The sequence below is a fragment of the Streptomyces sp. NPDC048191 genome, from assembly GCF_040652655.1.
GTDB lineage: Bacteria > Actinomycetota > Actinomycetes > Streptomycetales > Streptomycetaceae > Streptomyces.
This window is the reverse complement of the sequence record NZ_JBEZMO010000003.1, coordinates 59,741-76,270: the sequence shown is the minus strand read 5'-3', so window position 1 is coordinate 76,270 and position 16,530 is coordinate 59,741. Positions and strand designations below refer to the sequence as shown.

The window sequence follows — 16,530 nt, the reverse complement described above, 5'->3', positions numbered from 1 at the left end:
CGTAACGTGCCTGCCCCGCTACGGACGGTGCGTCAGCTCAGGCGCTCGATGACCATCGCCATGCCCTGGCCGCCGCCGACGCACATCGTCTCCAGGCCGAACTGCTTGTCGTGCCACTGCAGGGAGTTGATGAGCGTGCCGGTGATCCGGGCGCCGGTCATGCCGAAGGGGTGGCCGACGGCGATGGCGCCGCCGTTGACGTTCAGCTTGTCGATGTCGATGCCGAGGTCCCGGTAGGAGGGGATCACCTGGGCGGCGAAGGCCTCGTTGATCTCGACCAGGTCGATGTCGTCGATGGTGAGGCCGGCGCGGCGCAGGGCCTGCCGGCTCGCCTCGACCGGGCCGAGGCCCATGATCTCGGGGGAGAGGCCGGAGACGCCGGTGGACACGATCCGGGCGAGCGGCGTCAGGCCCAGCTCGCGGGCCTTGGTGTCGCTCATGATGACGACGGCGGCGGCGCCGTCGTTGAGCGGGCAGCAGTTGGCGGCGGTGACCAGCCCGTCCGGGCGGAAGACCGGCTTGAGGCCCGCGACACCCTCCAGCGTGACGCCGGGGCGGGGGCCGTCGTCCTTGCTCACGACCGTGCCGTCGGGGAGGGTCACCGGGGTGATCTCGCGCTCCCAGAAGCCGTTCTTGATGGCCTGCTCGGCCAGGTTCTGCGAGCGGACGCCGAACTCGTCCATCTCCTCGCGGGTGACGCCCTTCCAGCGGGCGAGGTTCTCGGCGGTCTGGCCCATCGCGATGTACGCGTCGGGGATCAGGCCGTCCTCGCGCGGGTCGTGCCAGGTGGAGCCGGTCGACGCGGCCACGGCCTCGGTGCGCGCCTCGGCCTCGGCGAACAGCGGGTTGTGCGTGTCCGGCAGGCCGTCGGAGCTGCCCTTGACGAAGCGGGAGACCGTCTCGACACCGGCCGAGATGAAGACGTCGCCCTCGCCGGCCTTGATGGCGTGCAGGGCCATGCGGGAGGTCTGCAGGGACGAGGAGCAGTAGCGGGTGACGGTACAGCCCGGCAGGTGGTCCATGCCCATCTGCACGGCGACGATGCGGCCGAGGTTGTGGCCCTGCTCGCCGCCGGGGAGGCCGCAGCCGAGCATCAGGTCGTCGATGTCCCTGGGGTCCAGCTCGGGGACCTTGGCGAGCGCGGCCTGGATGATCGTGGCGGTCAGGTCGTCGGGGCGCAGATCCTTGAGGGAACCCTTGCCGGCGCGGCCGATGGGGGAGCGGGCGGTCGAGACGATGACGGCTTCGGGCATCACGGCTCCAATGCAACGGGGGCGGCGCGGAGCGCCTCGATGAGGCGCGGCGGGTGGGCGGTTGTGCTTTTCGGGCAGGGCCGCTTGGGAAGTTACCGCTCCGTATGGTTCAGGTCACGCGTGTGGGGGTGTGACACTGACCGCAGTTTACTAAGCGCTTGCTTTTGCCTCCCGCCGCTCGGCCGACGGCGGGAGGGGCCGCTCAGGCCGAGGGAGTCGCCGGTTCGGCCTCCGGTACCCGGCGCCGGCGCCGGCGCTTGAGCAGGGCCCACGGTCCACGAGGGCCTGTCGGCATCGCCGCCGTGACCTCCGTGCCCGCCTCCGACGCCGCCTCGGCCGCGGCGCGGGCCACCGGCAGGAAGCCCTCGCGCCGGGACACGTCCGGCCGCTCCTCCTCCGCCGGCCACATGCCCAGCGCGGCGCAGACCGTGGGCAGGACGGCCATGGCGGCCGTCGCGTAGCCCTCGGCCGAGGGGTGGTAGTTGTCGGGGCCGAACAGCTCCCGGGGGTTCGCCTCGAACTCCGGGCCCAGCAGGTCCCCGAGGGACACGGTCCGGCCCCCCTGCTCCACCACCCCGATCGTCTGTGCCGCCGCCAGCTGCCGTGAGGCCCGCCGGGCCAGCCAGCGCAACGGCTGCTGCACCGGCTCGATCGTGCCGAGGTCGGGGCAGGTGCCGACCACCACCTCCGCACCGGCCGTGCGCAGTCGTCGTACCGCCGCCGACAGGTGCCGTACCGAACGGGTCGGTGGCATCCGGTGCGTCACGTCGTTCGCGCCGATCATGATCACGCAGATGTCGGGGGCCGGAGGCGCCGCGGACAGCACCAGCGCCACCTGGCGGTCCAGATCGTCGGACCGGGCCCCGGGCAGGGCGACGTTGCGCAGTTCCACCGGGCGTTCGGCCACCGCCGCCAGCCCCGAGGCCAGCAGCGCGCCCGGTGTCTGGCCCGCCCGGTGCACGCCCTGCCCGGCCGCCGTGGAGTCGCCGAGCATGGTCAGGCGCAGGGGCTGTTCCCCGGGGATGTCGTACGCGTGGCCGTAGACGCCGTCGGCCATGGGGACGCGGCCGCTGCTGCCGTTGCCCACATGGCGCCGGGCCAGTCGTACCTCCGCCAGGAGCAGACCCACCGCGGCCGCGCCGACCAGCCCGGCCCCGCCACCGCCGTACGCCGCTCCGGCCGCGATGCGCCGGGCCACTCTCGCCCTCGACATGCTCGTCATGCGTCGCCGCCACCTCCTCGTAGCCGTACACCCACTCCTTGCCCCGTACAGACCGTGCGTCAATCTCCACAGGGAGTGAACGGCCGCCCCGGGCACACACGTGGCCTTAGGCTGGCGACACCACTACGAACAGTTCTTTTTGCAGCGACCGGAGACAACGGTGCGATTCCACGACTCGATGATCAGCCTCGTCGGCAACACCCCGCTGGTGAGACTCAACAACGTGACCAAGGGCATCCAGGCGACCGTCCTGGCCAAGGTGGAGTACTTCAACCCCGGCGGCTCCGTGAAGGACCGCATCGCCCTGCGCATGATCGAGGCCGCCGAGCAGAGCGGGGAACTGAAGCCGGGCGGCACGATCGTCGAGCCGACCAGCGGGAACACCGGTGTGGGCCTGGCCATCGTGGCGCAGCAGAAGGGCTACAAGTGCATCTTCGTGTGCCCCGACAAGGTCTCCACCGACAAGATCAACGTGCTGCGCGCGTACGGTGCCGAGGTCGTCGTGTGCCCGACCGCCGTGGACCCCGAGCACCCGGACTCGTACTACAACGTCTCCGACCGGCTCGTCCGTGAGACCCCGGGCGCGTGGAAGCCCGACCAGTACTCCAACCCCAACAACCCGCTCTCGCACTATCACTCGACCGGCCCCGAGCTGTGGGAGCAGACCGAGGGGAAGATCACCCACTTCGTGGCGGGCGTGGGGACCGGCGGCACCATCTCCGGCACCGGCCGCTATCTGAAGGACGCCAGCGACGGCACGGTGCAGGTCATCGGCGCCGACCCGGAGGGATCCGTCTACTCCGGCGGTTCGGGGCGGCCGTACCTGATCGAGGGCGTCGGTGAGGACTTCTGGCCGAGCGCCTACGACCGCACCGTCGCCGACGAGATCGTCGCCGTGTCCGACAAGGACGCCTTCCAGATGACCCGCCGCCTGGCCAAGGAGGAGGGCCTGCTCGTCGGCGGCTCCTGCGGCATGGCCGTCGTGGCCGCGCTCCGGGTCGCCGAGCGGCTCGGCCCGGACGACGTCGTGGTCGTGCTGCTCCCGGACAGCGGGCGCGGCTACCTCAGCAAGATCTTCAACGACGAGTGGATGGCCGACTACGGCTTCCTGGAGGACGAGGGCCCGAGCGCCCGCGTCGGCGACGTGCTGAGCCACAAGGCGGGCGGCACCATCCCGTCGCTGGTGCACATGCACCCGGAGGAGACGGTCGGCCAGGCCATCGAGGTGCTGCGCGAGTACGGCGTCTCGCAGATGCCGGTCGTCAAGCCGGGTGCCGGTCACCCGGACGTGATGGCCGCCGAGGTCGTCGGGTCCGTGGTGGAACGGGAGCTGCTGGACGCGCTGTTCAGCAAGCGCGCGTCCCTCGACGACCCGCTGGAGAAGCACATGTCCGCCCCGCTGCCCCAGGTCGGCTCCGGCGAGGCGGTCGGCGACCTGATGTCCGTGCTCGGCTCGGCCGACGCGGCGATCGTCCTGGTCGAGGGCAAGCCGACCGGCGTGGTCAGCCGGCAGGACCTGCTGGCCTTCCTGGCCAAGGGCGGAAAGTAGCGGCGAAACCGCGGTGAACTGCGGGTTCACCCGAGCCTCTTGAGATGGGCCGGGGTTCGCGGAAGTGGTACGAGCGTGTCACGTGCGCGCAGCACCCGCTTAACACGCCTCCGGCACAGTGGTGGGTGTCGGCAGGGGTGGGAGCGGCTCCCCGCCCAGGCCGACGCCGAACGGCGCCTAGGACCTCCGGAGCGGCTCCCGGACCTCCATGGACGCCACGGACGCGCAAGCCCGGCCCTGACCCGGCCCGCGTCCCTCGCGGGGACCGCCGTCGTCCCGCCCCCCGGCAACGGGGGTGCGGCGGTCCCCGCGACAGTCTTTCTCAGCGGGCCTCCGTGCTCGCCCAACTCCCCAGCAGCGCCAGCCGCTCCGCCGTCTCCGACCCCGGTTCCGGCGTGTACGCCACGATCGTCTGGTCCGGGGCCGCCGGGATCGTCAGCGTCTCGTACGGCAGGGTCAGCAGTCCCGCCACCGGGTGCCGGATCTTCTTCACGCCGTAGGCGCACTCGCTGACCTCGTGGTCCGCCCACAGGCGGCGGAAGTCCTCGCTCCTCAGGGAGAGTTCGCCGACCAGGGCGCACAGCTCGGGGTCGTCGGCGTAGCGGCCCGCGTTGACCCGCAGATGGGCCACCGTCTGTGCGGCGACCGCGCGCCACTCCGGGTAGAGGTCACGGCCGGCCGGGTCCAGGAAGACCTGCCGGGGCATGCTCCGCTCCGCCGGCGCCAGGCGGCTGAAGCCGTTGACCGCGTCGCCGAGGGCGTTCCACGCGAGGACCTCCATGCACCGGCCCAGCACGAACGCCGGGCTGCGCTCCATGCCGTCGAGCAGGATCCGGACGCCGGGGCGGACGCGGGGCGCGGACCGCTGCCGGTCCCGCTGCCGGCGCGGGCGCGCCACCGTGCGCAGATAGGCCTGCTCGGTCTCGTCCAGCCGCAGCACCCGGGCGACCGCGTCCAGCACGGCGTCGCTCACGCTCGTCCCGCGCCCCTGCTCCAGGCGGATGTAGTAGTCGACGCTGACCCCCGCGAGCTGGGCCACCTCCTCGCGGCGCAGCCCCGGCACGCGGCGCCGGCCATGGCTCGCCAGCCCCACCTCCTCGGGCTGGATCCGTGCACGTCGCGAGCGCAGGAAGTCGCCGACTTCCCCTTCCAGCCAGTCCCCGTCCATACGGTCGATCGTAGGTCAGGCGCCGGCCGTGAACCTGGTACTGGCAGACCCAGGAAAAGCGCATCCCTGGGTAGGGCGGGCGGAAGCGGCGAGGGTGGTGTCAGCCGCCGGGGGCCCGCCCCGGCGTCCAGACCAGGGGGAACACCCATGTCGTACGAGAACCTCTCCGGCCGCACCGCCGTCGTCACCGGAGCCGCCAGCGGCATCGGCGAGGCCGTCGCCCGGCACCTGGCCGCCGAAGGCGCCCGGGTGGCGCTGCTCGCCCGGCGCGCGGACCGGCTTCAGGCTCTGGTGGAGAAGATCCGGGCCGACGGGGGCGAGGCGCTCGCCGTGGCCGCCGACGTCACCGACGAGGCGTCCGTGGCGGCCGCCCGGGATCTGGTGCACGAGACGTTCGGGTCCGTCGACCTCGTCGTCAACAACGCCGGGGTCATGCTCCCGAACCCGATCGCCGACGGCCGCCTCGACGAGTGGCAGCGGATGCTGGACACCAACGTCACCGGCGTGCTGCGGGTCATCCGCGCCTTCCGGGCCGACCTGGTGGCCGCCGCCGGCGAGGGCCGCACCGCCGACCTGGTGAACGTCTCCTCCATCGGCGCCCACATCCCCTTCCCCAACTACGCGGTGTACGGGGCCACGAAGGCCGCGGTGACCTATCTCTCGCAGTCCCTGCGCACCGAGTTCGGGCCGCAGGACGTGCGGGTGACGAACATCGAGCCGGGGCTGACGGGCACCGAGCTGAAGGACCACATCGACAGCGCGGAGCTGTCCGGGCAGCTGGACGGCATGCTCGACGCGATCGGCATGCTGTCGGCGGCGGAGGTCGCGGACGTCGTCGCCTACGCCACCAGCCGGCCCCGGCACGTCAACCTCCGCCAGATCATGGTCCTGCCGACCCGGCAGGCGTGAGCCGGGCTCAGTCCTGCGGGTCGGAGCGGTCGCGGCGGCCGGCGAGCAGCCCCGGGTTGAGCCGTACGGCCTGGGCGAAGTTGACGCCGACGATGCCGAGCCAGGCGGCGATCGTCCCGACCGTCCCCGCGACGCCGCCGGCCACGGCGGTCAGCGGGATCGCCAGGACCAGCGAGACGATCGCGAGCCCGAAGCGCTCGGCCCAGGTGTCGGCGTCCTTCGGGCGCCGGGCACCGCGCGCGCTCTCCATCCGCTCCTCGGCCAGGTGGCGCCGCACCCGGCGGTCCACCACGTCGTCGATCCGCTGCTCGACCTTCTCCAGGAAGGAGTCCACCAGGGCGGAGTCGTAGTCGTCGCCCAGGTCCCTGCGTGCCCGCACGGTGGCGTCGAGGTCCTTCTTGAGGTCGACGTCCCGAGTCTCCGGTGTGCTCATGCCGTTCAGCCTAGGGAGTGCTCACGCCCTCCGCACTGGGGACAACCCCCCTCTTGCCGTCCGCCGGCGGGCAGGCCGCGTTCCGCCGCCCCACCAGCCAGTACAGCAGCGCCGGTACCGCCAGCCCGACGATCCAGGAGATGTCCGCGCCGCCCAGCGGCTCCACCAGCGGGCCGGTGTAGAAGCCGGTGGCCAGGAACGGCAGCTGGGCGAGCAGGCCGAGCGCGTACACGGCGAGGGCGTCCCAGCGCCAGGCGCCGTAGCGGCCGTGCGGGTCGGACAGGGCCGGGATGTCGTAGCGCTCCCTGGAGATCAGGTAGTAGTCGACCAGGTTGATCGCCGACCAGGGCGTGAAGAAGGTCAGCAGGAACAGCAGGAAGTCCTTGAAGGAGGACAGGAAGCTGTCCTTGCCCAGCAGGGCCACCGCCGTCCCCGCGACCATGACGAGCGCGATGTACCCGGCCCGCCCCGCCCGCGACAGCTGCCGCTGCCCCCGGAAGCCGCTCACGCTCGTCACCATCGACATGAAACCGCCGTAGGTGTTGAGGACGTTGATGGTGAGCTTGCCGAGCGCGATGACGAAGTAGAAGAAGGAGGCGACGAGTCCGGTGCCGCCGAGGGCGACGACGTAACCGACCTGGCTGTCCAGGAACTTCGCGCCCGCCGTGGCCGCGACCAGCACCCCGAAGGTCATGGACCACTGCGAGCCCAGCGCCGACCCGGACAGCGTCCACCAGAAGGTCGCCCTCGGGGACGTCGTGCGCGGCAGATAGCGCGAGTAGTCCGCCACGTACGGCCCGAACGCCAGCTGCCAGGACGCCGACAGGGACGTCGCCAGCAGGAACACCGGCAGCGAGAAGTGGGCGTCGTGCAGCAGGGCGGTCACGTCGGCGCGGTCGAGCAGGCGGATGCCCAGGTAGACGAAGGCGAGCGCGCAGACCGTGCTCGCGATACGGCCGAGGGCGTGGATGACCCGGTAGCCGACGGCCGCCATGACCGCCGTGACGGCGGCGAACACGACGATCCCGGTGGTGTCGTTCGTGTGCGTCAGGTCGCCCACCGCCTGCCCGGCGAGCACGCTGCCGGACGCGAAGAAGCCGACGTACATCACGACGACCAGCAGCAGCGGTACGACCGCCCCGCGCACCCCGAACTGCGCCCGCGACTGGATCATCTGCGGCAGCCCGAGCCTGGGGCCCTGCGCCGAGTGCAGGGCCATCACCGCCCCGCCGAGGAGGTTGCCCAGCAGCAGACCGACGAGCGACCAGACGACGTCCCCGCCGAAGACGACCGCGAGCGCGCCGGTGACGACCGCCGTGATCTGCAGGTTGGCGCCCAGCCAGAGAGTGAACTGGCTGAACGCGGTGCCGTGCCGCTCGTCGTCGGGGACGACGTCGATGGAGCGCAGTTCCACCATGCCGCCCATCTACTTCACCAGCCCGTGCTGCTTCGCGTACGCGTTCGCCACGTCCTCGGGGTCCTTCTTGTCCTTGTCCACCTGCCGGTTGAGCTCGGTGAGCTGGGCCGTGGTCAGCAGGTTGCCGAGCCGGGCGAGGGCCTTGCGGACGGTGTCGTCGGCCTTGCGGTCGGCGATGAGCGGGACGATGTGCTGGCTGGGGATCAGGTGCTGGGGGTCGGTGAGCACCACCCAGTCGTTGGCCTTGATGTCGGTGTCGGTGGTGAACAGGTTCGCCACGTCCACGTCGCCCTTCTTGAGCGCGCCCTTGACCAGGGGCCCGTCGGAGTCGAGCGACTTGAACTCCTTGAACTCCACGCCGTAGACGTCCTTCAGGCCGACCGCGCCGACCTGGCGCTTCTTCACCTCGGGGGCGGCGCCGACGACCAGCTTGCCGTTCTGCTCGCGCAGGTCGGCGAGGGAGGTGAGGCCGTACTTCTGCGCGGTCCCGCGGGTGACGACGAAGGCGTCGGAATCCTCCGCCATGCCGTACGGCAGTACCTGGAGGCCGGCCGGGAGGGCCTGGGTGAGGGCGTTCTGCATCTCGCCCGACTCGGTGGCCGTGACCTTCGGTGCGAGGTAGTTGAGCAGGGCGCCCTGGTACTCGGGCAGCAGGTCGATGTCTCCGCCCCTCAGGGCCGGGATGACGATCTCGCGGGTGCCGAGGTTGGGGCGGACGGTCGTCTTCACACCGGCGCCCTGGAGGGCGGCCGCGTAGAGGTAGCCGAGCACCTGGTTCTCGGTGAAGTTGGCGGTGCCGATGGTGACTCCGCCCTTGCTGGAGCCACCGCCGCCGGCGGCGGAGCCCTGGCCGTTGAGGGAGGTGATGCCGCCCGCGCAGGCGGAGAGGGCGGGGACGGAGGCGACCGCGAACAGGCCGCCGAGGACAGTACGTCGGTTCATGGGTCGGATTCCCTAGGCGGTGCGGTGGCGGAAGAGGAAGCGCTGGAGGGCGGCGAGGCCCACGTCCAGGACGACGGCGACGACGGCGACCAGCACCGCGCCGCCGAGCACCTGGACCAGGTCGCGCTGGGCGAGGCCGTCGAAGACGTAGCGGCCCAGGCCGCCGAAGGAGACGTACGCGGCGATCGTCGCGGTGGCCACGACCTGGATCAAGGCCAGGCGCAGGCCCGTCATGACCAGCGGCAGCGCGAGCGGCAGCTCGACCTGGAGGAGGACCTGGTGGCCGCGCATGCCCTGGCCGCGGGCGGCGTCCTTCACGTCCGGGTCCACGGCCGTCATGCCGGCGTAGGTGTTGGTGACGATGGCGGGGACCGCGAGGGCGACCAGCGCGACGTACACCGGCAGCATCGACAGACCGCCCGCCAGGAAGACCAGCACGACCAGTCCGACGGTCGGCAGGGCCCGGCCGAAGGAGGCGAGGTTGATCGCGAGGAACGCGCCCTTGCCGGTGTGGCCGATCAGCAGGCCGAGCGGCAGGCCGATGGCGGCGGCGATCAGCGTGGCCAGCAGGGAGTACTGGAGGTGTTCGGCGAGGCGGTGCGCGATGCCGTCAGGGCCGGTCCACTGGGAGCCGCTGACCAGCCACTTCCCGAGGTTCTCGAGGAGTTCCAACATCTCAGGCTCGCCTCCTGGTCCAGGGGGTGAGGGCGTACTGGACGGCCACCAGCACGGCGTCCGCGACGACGGCGAGGAGCAGGGTGAGGACGACTCCGGCGACGACCGGGGTCGGGAAGTTGCGCTGGAAGCCGTCGGTGAACAGCTGGCCGAGGCCGCCGTCGCCGATGTAGGTCGCGACGGAGACCAGGGAGATCGACATGACAGTGGCGATACGGACACCCGCGAAGATCACGGGGAGCGCGAGCGGGAACTCGACGGTCAGCAGCGTGCGCAGGGGTCGGGTGCCCATCGCCTTCGCCGCCTCCTTCACCTTCACCGGGACCGAGTCCAGGCCCTCGACGGTGTTCCGCAGCAGGACGACCAGGGTGTAGACCGTCAGGCCGGTCACGGTGGTGGTGCGGGTCAGGCCGCTGACCGGCAGCAGGAGTACGAAGATCGCGATCGACGGGATCGTGAACAGGACGTTCGAGGCGCCGAGCAGGAAGCCGCGCAGCCGGGGCAGGCGGTGGGCGACGACGGCCAGCGGGAGCGAGATCAGCAGGCCGAGGGCGACGGCCGTGAGCGCGGCCTGGAGGTGGGAGAGCGTGAGGGTGGTGAGGTCGTCGGTGTGGGCGGATATCCACGACCAGTCGATCGTCATGCGGCCACCCTCACTTCGGCGTGGGCGCGGCCGGCGTGCTCGTGGATGTCGTCGCGGGAGGAGACGCCGGTGAGGACGCCCTCGGCGTCGACGCGGGCGACCAGTCCGGTGGGGGAGGCGACCGACTCGTTGAGGGCCGACAGCAGGGAGTCGGTGTCCTTCAGTGGGCGTACGGGGATCTCGGCGTCCTGCGAGGCCCAGTGCAGGGGCTTGTCCCCCGCGTCGAGGACGAGGGTCCAGGTGCCGCCCCGCGGCGCCGGGCCCTGGGGGACGTCCGCGAGGGTCTTCAGGGACAGCAGCTTCAGGCCGCGCTCGGCGCCGAGGAAGTCGGCGACGAAGTCGTCGGCCGGGCGGGCCAGCAGGTCGGCGGGCGGGGCGCACTGGACCAGGTGGCCGCCGGTGCGGAAGACCGCGATCTGGTCGCCGAGGCGCACCGCCTCGTCGATGTCGTGCGTGACGAACACGATGGTCTTGCTCAACTCGGACTGCAGTCGCAGCAGTTCGTCCTGGAGCTGGGTGCGCACGACCGGGTCGACCGCGCCGAACGGCTCGTCCATGAGCAGCACCGGCGGGTCGGCGGCGAGGGCGCGGGCGACGCCGACGCGCTGCTGCTGGCCGCCGGAGAGCTGGTGCGGGTAGCGCTTGCCGGCGTCGGGGGCGAGGCCGACGGTTTCCAGGAGTTCGGCGGCGCGGGCCCGGGCCTTCCTGCGGTTCCAGCCGAGGAGCAGCGGGACGGTGGCGATGTTGTCGAGCACCGTGCGGTGCGGGAAGAGGCCGGCCTGCTGGATCACGTAGCCGATGGAGCGGCGCAGCTCGGCCGCGTCCTGCCGGGTGACGTCCCTGCCGCCGACGCGGATGGTGCCCGAGGTCGGCTCGACCATCCGGTTGATCATCCGCAGGGTGGTCGTCTTGCCGCAACCGGAGGATCCGACCAGGACGGTGACGCCGCCCTCCGGGATCTCCAGGCTGAGGTCGTGGACTGCTGTGGTGCCGTTGGGGAAGCGCTTGTGGACCGCGTCGAACTGGATCATGAGATGTCCCTTGCCCGGCTGTATAACGTCATGCAGAGTTCTTGGTGTGTGAATAGCTTGTCAACGGTTCGGCGTTAATCCGCTGTAACGGATGACCGAAGGGCAAGATCAGATGTCCGGATTGAGGGGAGTTTGCGAGTGATGTCGTCTCGCATCGTGGACATACCGCAGTCCGTCAGCTCCGCGACGGTGATCCTCGACGGCGCCCTGCTCGGCGTCGAGGACGTCGTACGCCTCGCCGACGGCACCGTGCGGCCGGTCCCCGAGGCCGACGCGATGCGGCGCGTCGAGCACTCCTGGAACACCGCCCGGCAGATCGCCGCCACCGGGCGCGTCTACGGCCGCTCCACCGGTGTCGGCGCCAACCGGAACGAGGACGTGCCCACCGAGTCCGCCGCCGGCCACGGCCTGCGCCTGCTGCGCAGCCACGCCGGCGCCGTCGGCGAACAGCTCCCGGCACGCCAGGTGCGCGCCATGCTCGCCGTCCGCGCCAACCAGCTGCTGGCCGGGGGCGCCGGGCTGCGGCCGAGCGTGGTCACCGCCCTGTGCGAGGCGCTGCGGGCGGGCGCGTACCCGGTCGTCAACGAGTTCGGCTCCGTCGGCACGGGCGACATCGCCGCCCTCGCCCAGCTCGGGCTCGCCCTCGCCGGGGAGCACCCCTGGCGCGGTGCCGGCGCCCCCGAGCCGCAGCCCCTCGACAACAACGACGCCCTCGCCCTGATCAGCAGCAACGCCCTCACCCTCGGCCAGTCCGCGCTCGCCCTGCACGAACTGCGCGGGCTGATCGGCGCCACCCAGGTCGTCGCGGCGCTGTCCCTGCTCGCCGTCGACGGCTCCCACGAGGCGTACGCCGCCCCCGTGCACGCCGCCCGCCCGCACCGGGGCAGCACCGAGGTGGCCCGGCGGATGCGGGAGCTGATCGGCGCCGCCGACCGGCCCACCCCGCCGCTCGGCCGCATCCAGGACCCCTACGGCTTCCGCTGCCTGCCCCAGATCCACGGCCCCGCGCACGACGCCGCCGACGCGCTGGAGCAGGTCCTCGCGGTGGAGATCAACGCGGCCGCCGAGAATCCGCTCATCGCCCCCGAGGACCTGGCCGCCTACCACCACGGCGGCTTCTACCAGGCCCAACTCGCCCTCGCCCTGGACCACTTCCGGCTCGCACTGACCCAGGTGGCCCGGCTGTCCACGTCCCGCCTGTCCACGCTCAACGAGCCCGCCTACACCCGGCTGCGCCCCTTCCTCGCCGACCACGAGCCGGCGTCCTCCGGCGTGATGATCCTGGAGTACGCGGCCGGGGCGGCCCTCGGAGATCTGCGGGCCTTCTCCGCGCCCGCCTCGCTGGGCCACGCTGTACTCTCCCGGGGCGTCGAGGAACAGGCGAGCTTCGCCTCGCTCGCCGCGCGGCAGACCCTGCGCGCGTGCGGTGCGTATCGTCTGGTGGTGGGCTGCGAGCTCGTCGCCGCCGTCCGGGCGCTGCGCCAGCGCGACCTGAGGCCCGACCCGGGGCTGCCGGCCGGACGGGCGTTCGCGCTCGCCGAGTCGGTCCTCGATCCCGACCCGGCCGACCGTCCGCTCACGGACGACGTGACGGAGGCGGCCGCACTGCTCGACCGGTTCACGGACATCTGGAGGGGGAGCGCGTCATGAGCGTGGACAGGAGTACCGAGGCGACACCGGGCGTGACGGACAGCCCCGCCAACCGGCTGCAGGCGCTCTTCGAGGGGCACCGGCTCACGCCGACCCAGCGCCGTATCGCGCACAGCATGGTCCGGCGGGCCGCCGACGTGCCGTTCCTCTCCAGCGTGGAGCTGGCCGAGCTGGCCGGGGTCAGCCAGCCGTCGGTGACCCGGTTCGCCGTCGCGCTCGGCTTCGACGGCTATCCGGCCCTGCGCAAGCACCTGCGCGAGGTCGTCCCCGCCGAACCGGCGGCCGAGGCCGGCGCGTTCAACGAGTACCAGCAGGCAGTCGAGGCCGAGATCGAGAACCTGAGGCACCTCGCCGACCTGCTCGCCGACCCGCGCCCGGTGCAGCGGGCGGGCCGGATCCTCGCGGCCTCCCGCCCGCTGCCGGTGCTGGGCCTGCGTGCCGCCGCCTCCCAGGCGTACGGCTTCGCCTACTTCGCCGCCAAGGTCCACCCGGACGTCCGGCTGCTCAACGAGGGCGGCACGATGATCCACGACCGGATCGACGCGGCCGTTCGGGCCGGCGCCTCGGCGCTGCTGTGCTTCGCGCTGCCCCGGCATCCGCGCGAGGTCGTCGACACCCTCGCCTACGCCAAGGACGTGGGCCTGACCACCGTCACGGTCGCCGACTCCGCCTTCGCGCCCGTCGCCAAGTACTCCGACCTGCTGCTGCCCGCCGCCGTCGGCACCGGGCTCGCCTTCGACACCGCGTGCGCGCCGATGCTGCTCGGGCGGGTGCTGCTGGAGGCGGTCTGCGACGACCTGCCCCAGGCGCAGGCCCGGCTGGAGGAGTTCGACGCGAAGGCGGCGGCCCGCGGGCTCTTCGTGGAGTGACGCAGCCACGCTCTCAGACTCGTCTCACGTTCGGCCGCTAACTTCCCCACAAGACTCAAGGCGCTGTGTGGACACGTGACACGGGAGGCTGACGTGGCGCGCGGAGGACAGGGGCTGGCCCGGGTGGCCGTCGTCGTACGGGCCGGGGCCGCACCGCTGTGGTGGTTCGGGGTGTGTGCCGCGGGGATCGGGGTGCTGCCGGCCGGGGTGACCGGTCGGCGGGTCGGGGTGCTCGCCGGCGCCGCGCTGTTCCTGGTCGGCGCGGCGGTCGTGGCACTGGTGCGCAGGGCCCGGTACGACGCGCTCGCCCGCGGCGCGGCCCGCGCGGGCAAGTACGACGTGCTGCAGGACCGGGCGGTGACCGTGCGCAACTGGCGCCGGGGCCACCGCTGGTGGCTGCTTCTGGCGTTCGCGGTCGCGCTCGGCTCGTCCTGCGCGGTACCCGCGGCCGGCGGCATGCTGCTGGCCGGCCTCGGTACCGGGCTGCGGCTGAAGGCCGCCTGGATCGGGCGCCGCGAACGCGCCGGGCAGACGCTGCTGTGGGTGCGCGTCGACTGGCTCGACCGGCGCGGCGGGCGCCCAGTGGGGAAGGCCGTGAAGGGCCTGCGGGGTACGGGCATCGCGGCCGGCGACGCGGCCCCGGGCGGGGCCCGCCGCCGTACCGCGGCGCTCGTCTAGCTCTTCCCGGCGGTCAGACCTCCAGTTCCTCCTCGATCTTTTTCAGCTGGTGCCGGGCCATCGCCAGGTTGGCCCGGGACGAGTCCAGGACCAGGTAGAGGAACAGACCGTTGCCGCCACGGCTCTTGAGCAGGCGGACCAGGTGGTACTGGTCCGACAGCGTGATCAGGATGTCCTCGATCTCGCCCTTGAGGCCGAGCATCTCCATCGTGCGCATCTTGGCGCGGATCACGTCGGTGTTGCCCGCGGCGGCCACGTTCAGGTCGAAGGTCTTGCTGCCGCCCATCGTGCCCAGCGCCATTCCGCTGGTGTAGTCGACGAGCGCGACGCCGGTGGCGCCCTCGATGGAGGTGAGGGCTTCCTTCAGCGCGGTCTCGGTGTTGGCCATCGTGGTCCTCTCAACTGTCGGTTGCGGTGCGTGTGGTGCCGGCGCGCTGAGTGCGCGTGGTCCGGGTGCGTGCGGGTGCGGGTGTGGTGGTCCTACGGGCTGCCCGGGCGGCGGTCTCCGCGGCGTCGAGCAGCTCCCCGATGCGGGCGCCCGAGCGACGGCCCTCCAGGTGCAGCCGGCCGACGTTGACCCGGTCCTGGGCGAGCAGGGTCAGTACGGCGGTGCGGCCGGCCGCGTAGGTGGCGACATAGCCGCGCTCGCCGCGTACCAGCAGCTCCCGGAAGCCGCCGCTCGCGGTGGCGTCGCTGACCCGTACGGCCACGCCGAGCGCGGCGGCGGTGAGCGCCGAGAGGCCCTCCGGGTCGACTCCGGGAGTGTCGTGGGCGACGACGAGTCCGTCGACGCCGGCCGCCAGGGCGCCGGTGAGCTGCGGCACCCGGCTGCGCAGCCGGTGCAGCTCGTCCACGACGGCCTGGAGGTCCTCCTCGGACACCATCAGCTCTCTCCTCTCGGCGGGGCGGTGCCGTTCAAAGCGCCTCCAGCGCATCCCTGAGCCTCTTCAGCAGCGCGATGTCGGGGTCGGTGACCGGGGGTAGGGGCGGCGGGGCAGGGGGCGGGCGCAGCGGGGTGAGGTGGCCGGCCGCCGCGAGCCGGCGCACGTCGACCAGCGTGTGGAAGGCCTGCCGGCCCAGGTTCCGGGCGATCCCGGTGGCCGTGCGGACGCCGTCCACGCGGTCCAGGACCGCCCGCTGCCGGGGCGTGACGGGCGCGGCGGCCCCCGGGTCCGCGCGGATCAGCGGGGCGCTGTCGGCCGCCGGGTCGGGCCACAGCCGGTGCAGCAGCAGCCGGCGGCGCAGCGTCTCCCGCTCCAGGGCGACGACCGGGACCGAGGGCAGCGGGCCGATGCGGGGGCCGCTGTCGTAGCGGAAGCGGCCGGGTGCGCTGCTCGGGGCCAGCGCGAAGTACCCGGCGTCGTACAGCGCGTCCAGATGGCACAGCTCCAGCGCGCCCGCGGGCAGCAGCCCGGAGCCCAGCAGGAGTTCCGCGGCGTGCAGCGGGCCGGCGGCCTCGGCGGCGGCCCGCTGCCAGGCGGCGGCCGCGAGGGTGCCGTGGGCCGTGAGGAGCACGTCGAGTCCCGGGGCGAGCGCGCTCTCGGCGTGCACCACCCGGCCCTCGGCGAGGTACAGGACGCCGTGCTCGCGGACCAGGATCCCGGTGGCCCGCTCCTCGGCGAGCCGGGTGAGCATCGGTGAGAGGGCCCGGGTGGCCGACTTCTCCCGCACCGGCAGCGGCGGTATCTCTGTCACGCTCATCCCAGCACCAGCCGGGCCGCCATCTCGCCGAGCCGGATCCGGGCGAGCGCGAGGTTGCCCTCTTCGCGGCCGAGCCACAGGTGCAGGAAGACGCTGCTGTCGAAGGTGGTGTCCACGAATCTCAGCAGGTGGTAGCTGTCGTGGTTGCTGACGATCACGTCCTCGACGGGCGGGTGTCCGTCCGCGTGGGCCGCGAAGGCGCCGTGCTCGGCGGCCATCCGGGCCAGTTCGGCGGCCTCGGCGGCGGTCGTCTCGTGATCGCCACCGGGCGCCTCCCCGACCGTGCCGAGGGCCAGTCCGCTGGTCCAGTCCACCAGTGCCGCTCCCCGCGCACCGGGCAATCGCATCGCTTCCAGCAGGCACTCGTCGATTCCGGGCACCCTAGCTCCC

General features: G+C 72.6%; 18 protein-coding genes. 5 read left to right on the top strand and 13 right to left on the bottom strand.

Annotated elements, in window-relative coordinates; translation table 11 throughout:
- Window positions 1-32: 32 nt before the first annotated feature.
- Together AB0D93_RS06140 and AB0D93_RS06135 are read right to left on the bottom strand one after the other, a co-directional pair.
- Window positions 33-1,253 carry an acetyl-CoA C-acetyltransferase gene (locus AB0D93_RS06140; protein WP_362113763.1) on the bottom strand — a complete coding sequence of 407 codons (1,221 nt, stop codon included), beginning with the start codon at window positions 1,251-1,253 and terminating at the stop codon, window positions 33-35.
- Between the two features lie 202 nt (window positions 1,254-1,455).
- On the bottom strand, window positions 1,456-2,475 hold the full coding sequence (locus AB0D93_RS06135; protein WP_362113760.1) for an SGNH/GDSL hydrolase family protein: 1,020 nt from the start codon (window positions 2,473-2,475) through the stop codon (window positions 1,456-1,458).
- Between the two features lie 160 nt (window positions 2,476-2,635).
- On the opposite strand from AB0D93_RS06135, the gene AB0D93_RS06130 reads away from it, so the two are divergent.
- The gene (locus AB0D93_RS06130; RefSeq protein WP_362113757.1) at window positions 2,636-4,024 is read left to right on the top strand and encodes a cystathionine beta-synthase; all 1,389 of its coding nucleotides are present in this window, start codon (window positions 2,636-2,638) and stop codon (window positions 4,022-4,024) included.
- Window positions 4,025-4,346: 322 nt separating this feature from the next.
- On the opposite strand, the gene AB0D93_RS06125 is transcribed toward AB0D93_RS06130, so the two are convergent.
- Window positions 4,347-5,177 (bottom strand): helix-turn-helix transcriptional regulator, encoded by an 831-nt coding sequence (locus AB0D93_RS06125; protein WP_362115050.1) that lies wholly within the window; start codon window positions 5,175-5,177, stop codon window positions 4,347-4,349.
- A gap of 162 nt (window positions 5,178-5,339) precedes the next feature.
- On the opposite strand from AB0D93_RS06125, the gene AB0D93_RS06120 reads away from it, so the two are divergent.
- Window positions 5,340-6,101 (top strand): SDR family oxidoreductase, encoded by a 762-nt coding sequence (locus AB0D93_RS06120; protein WP_362113754.1) that lies wholly within the window; start codon window positions 5,340-5,342, stop codon window positions 6,099-6,101.
- Between the two features lie 7 nt (window positions 6,102-6,108).
- Here AB0D93_RS06120 and AB0D93_RS06115 read toward each other — a convergent pair whose 3' ends face one another.
- From AB0D93_RS06115 to AB0D93_RS06090, 6 genes are read right to left on the bottom strand one after another with little or no spacing between them, the layout of a single operon-like run.
- Window positions 6,109-6,534, bottom strand: coding sequence for a hypothetical protein (locus tag AB0D93_RS06115; RefSeq protein WP_362113751.1), 426 nt, complete (start codon window positions 6,532-6,534; stop codon window positions 6,109-6,111).
- 10 nt (window positions 6,535-6,544) lie between these two features.
- On the bottom strand, window positions 6,545-7,960 hold the full coding sequence (locus tag AB0D93_RS06110) for a cytosine permease (protein WP_362113748.1): 1,416 nt from the start codon (window positions 7,958-7,960) through the stop codon (window positions 6,545-6,547).
- Window positions 7,961-8,893, bottom strand: a complete 933-nt coding sequence (locus AB0D93_RS06105; RefSeq protein WP_362113745.1) for an ABC transporter substrate-binding protein — start codon at window positions 8,891-8,893, stop codon at window positions 7,961-7,963.
- A gap of 12 nt (window positions 8,894-8,905) precedes the next feature.
- Window positions 8,906-9,568, bottom strand: a complete 663-nt coding sequence (locus tag AB0D93_RS06100) for an ABC transporter permease (protein ID WP_362113742.1) — start codon at window positions 9,566-9,568, stop codon at window positions 8,906-8,908.
- 1 nt (window position 9,569) lies between these two features.
- Window positions 9,570-10,211 carry an ABC transporter permease gene (locus AB0D93_RS06095; protein ID WP_362113739.1) on the bottom strand — a complete coding sequence of 214 codons (642 nt, stop codon included), beginning with the start codon at window positions 10,209-10,211 and terminating at the stop codon, window positions 9,570-9,572.
- Window positions 10,208-11,242, bottom strand: a complete 1,035-nt coding sequence (locus tag AB0D93_RS06090) for an ATP-binding cassette domain-containing protein (protein WP_362113736.1) — start codon at window positions 11,240-11,242, stop codon at window positions 10,208-10,210. Before AB0D93_RS06090 ends, AB0D93_RS06095 begins: the two co-directional genes overlap by 4 nt.
- Before the next feature lie 141 nt (window positions 11,243-11,383).
- Between AB0D93_RS06090 and AB0D93_RS06085 the strand changes: the two genes are divergently transcribed.
- The 3 genes from AB0D93_RS06085 (at window position 11,384) to AB0D93_RS06075 (ending at window position 14,439) form a co-directional block, all read left to right on the top strand.
- Complete coding sequence (locus tag AB0D93_RS06085) at window positions 11,384-12,892, top strand: aromatic amino acid ammonia-lyase (RefSeq protein ID WP_362113733.1); 1,509 nt, start codon at window positions 11,384-11,386, stop codon at window positions 12,890-12,892.
- Window positions 12,889-13,761 carry a MurR/RpiR family transcriptional regulator gene (locus AB0D93_RS06080; RefSeq protein ID WP_362113730.1) on the top strand — a complete coding sequence of 291 codons (873 nt, stop codon included), beginning with the start codon at window positions 12,889-12,891 and terminating at the stop codon, window positions 13,759-13,761. The genes AB0D93_RS06085 and AB0D93_RS06080 overlap by 4 nt, the downstream gene beginning before the upstream one ends.
- Before the next feature lie 93 nt (window positions 13,762-13,854).
- Complete coding sequence (locus AB0D93_RS06075) at window positions 13,855-14,439, top strand: hypothetical protein (protein WP_362113727.1); 585 nt, start codon at window positions 13,855-13,857, stop codon at window positions 14,437-14,439.
- Between the two features lie 13 nt (window positions 14,440-14,452).
- On the opposite strand, the gene AB0D93_RS06070 is transcribed toward AB0D93_RS06075, so the two are convergent.
- Genes AB0D93_RS06070 through AB0D93_RS06055 form a run of 4 tightly spaced genes read right to left on the bottom strand, consistent with a single transcriptional unit; the run spans window position 14,453 to window position 16,520 of the window.
- Window positions 14,453-14,827: a hypothetical protein gene (locus AB0D93_RS06070; RefSeq protein WP_362113724.1), complete on the bottom strand. Its 375-nt coding sequence runs from the start codon at window positions 14,825-14,827 to the stop codon at window positions 14,453-14,455.
- A gap of 10 nt (window positions 14,828-14,837) precedes the next feature.
- Entirely contained in the window at window positions 14,838-15,323 is a 486-nt protein-coding gene (locus AB0D93_RS06065; protein ID WP_362113721.1) for a roadblock/LC7 domain-containing protein, read from the bottom strand.
- Between the two features lie 31 nt (window positions 15,324-15,354).
- Window positions 15,355-16,140, bottom strand: coding sequence for a transcriptional regulator (locus tag AB0D93_RS06060; RefSeq protein ID WP_362113718.1), 786 nt, complete (start codon window positions 16,138-16,140; stop codon window positions 15,355-15,357).
- Window positions 16,137-16,520, bottom strand: a complete 384-nt coding sequence (locus tag AB0D93_RS06055; protein ID WP_362113715.1) for a hypothetical protein — start codon at window positions 16,518-16,520, stop codon at window positions 16,137-16,139. Before AB0D93_RS06055 ends, AB0D93_RS06060 begins: the two co-directional genes overlap by 4 nt.
- Window positions 16,521-16,530: the final 10 nt, after the last annotated feature.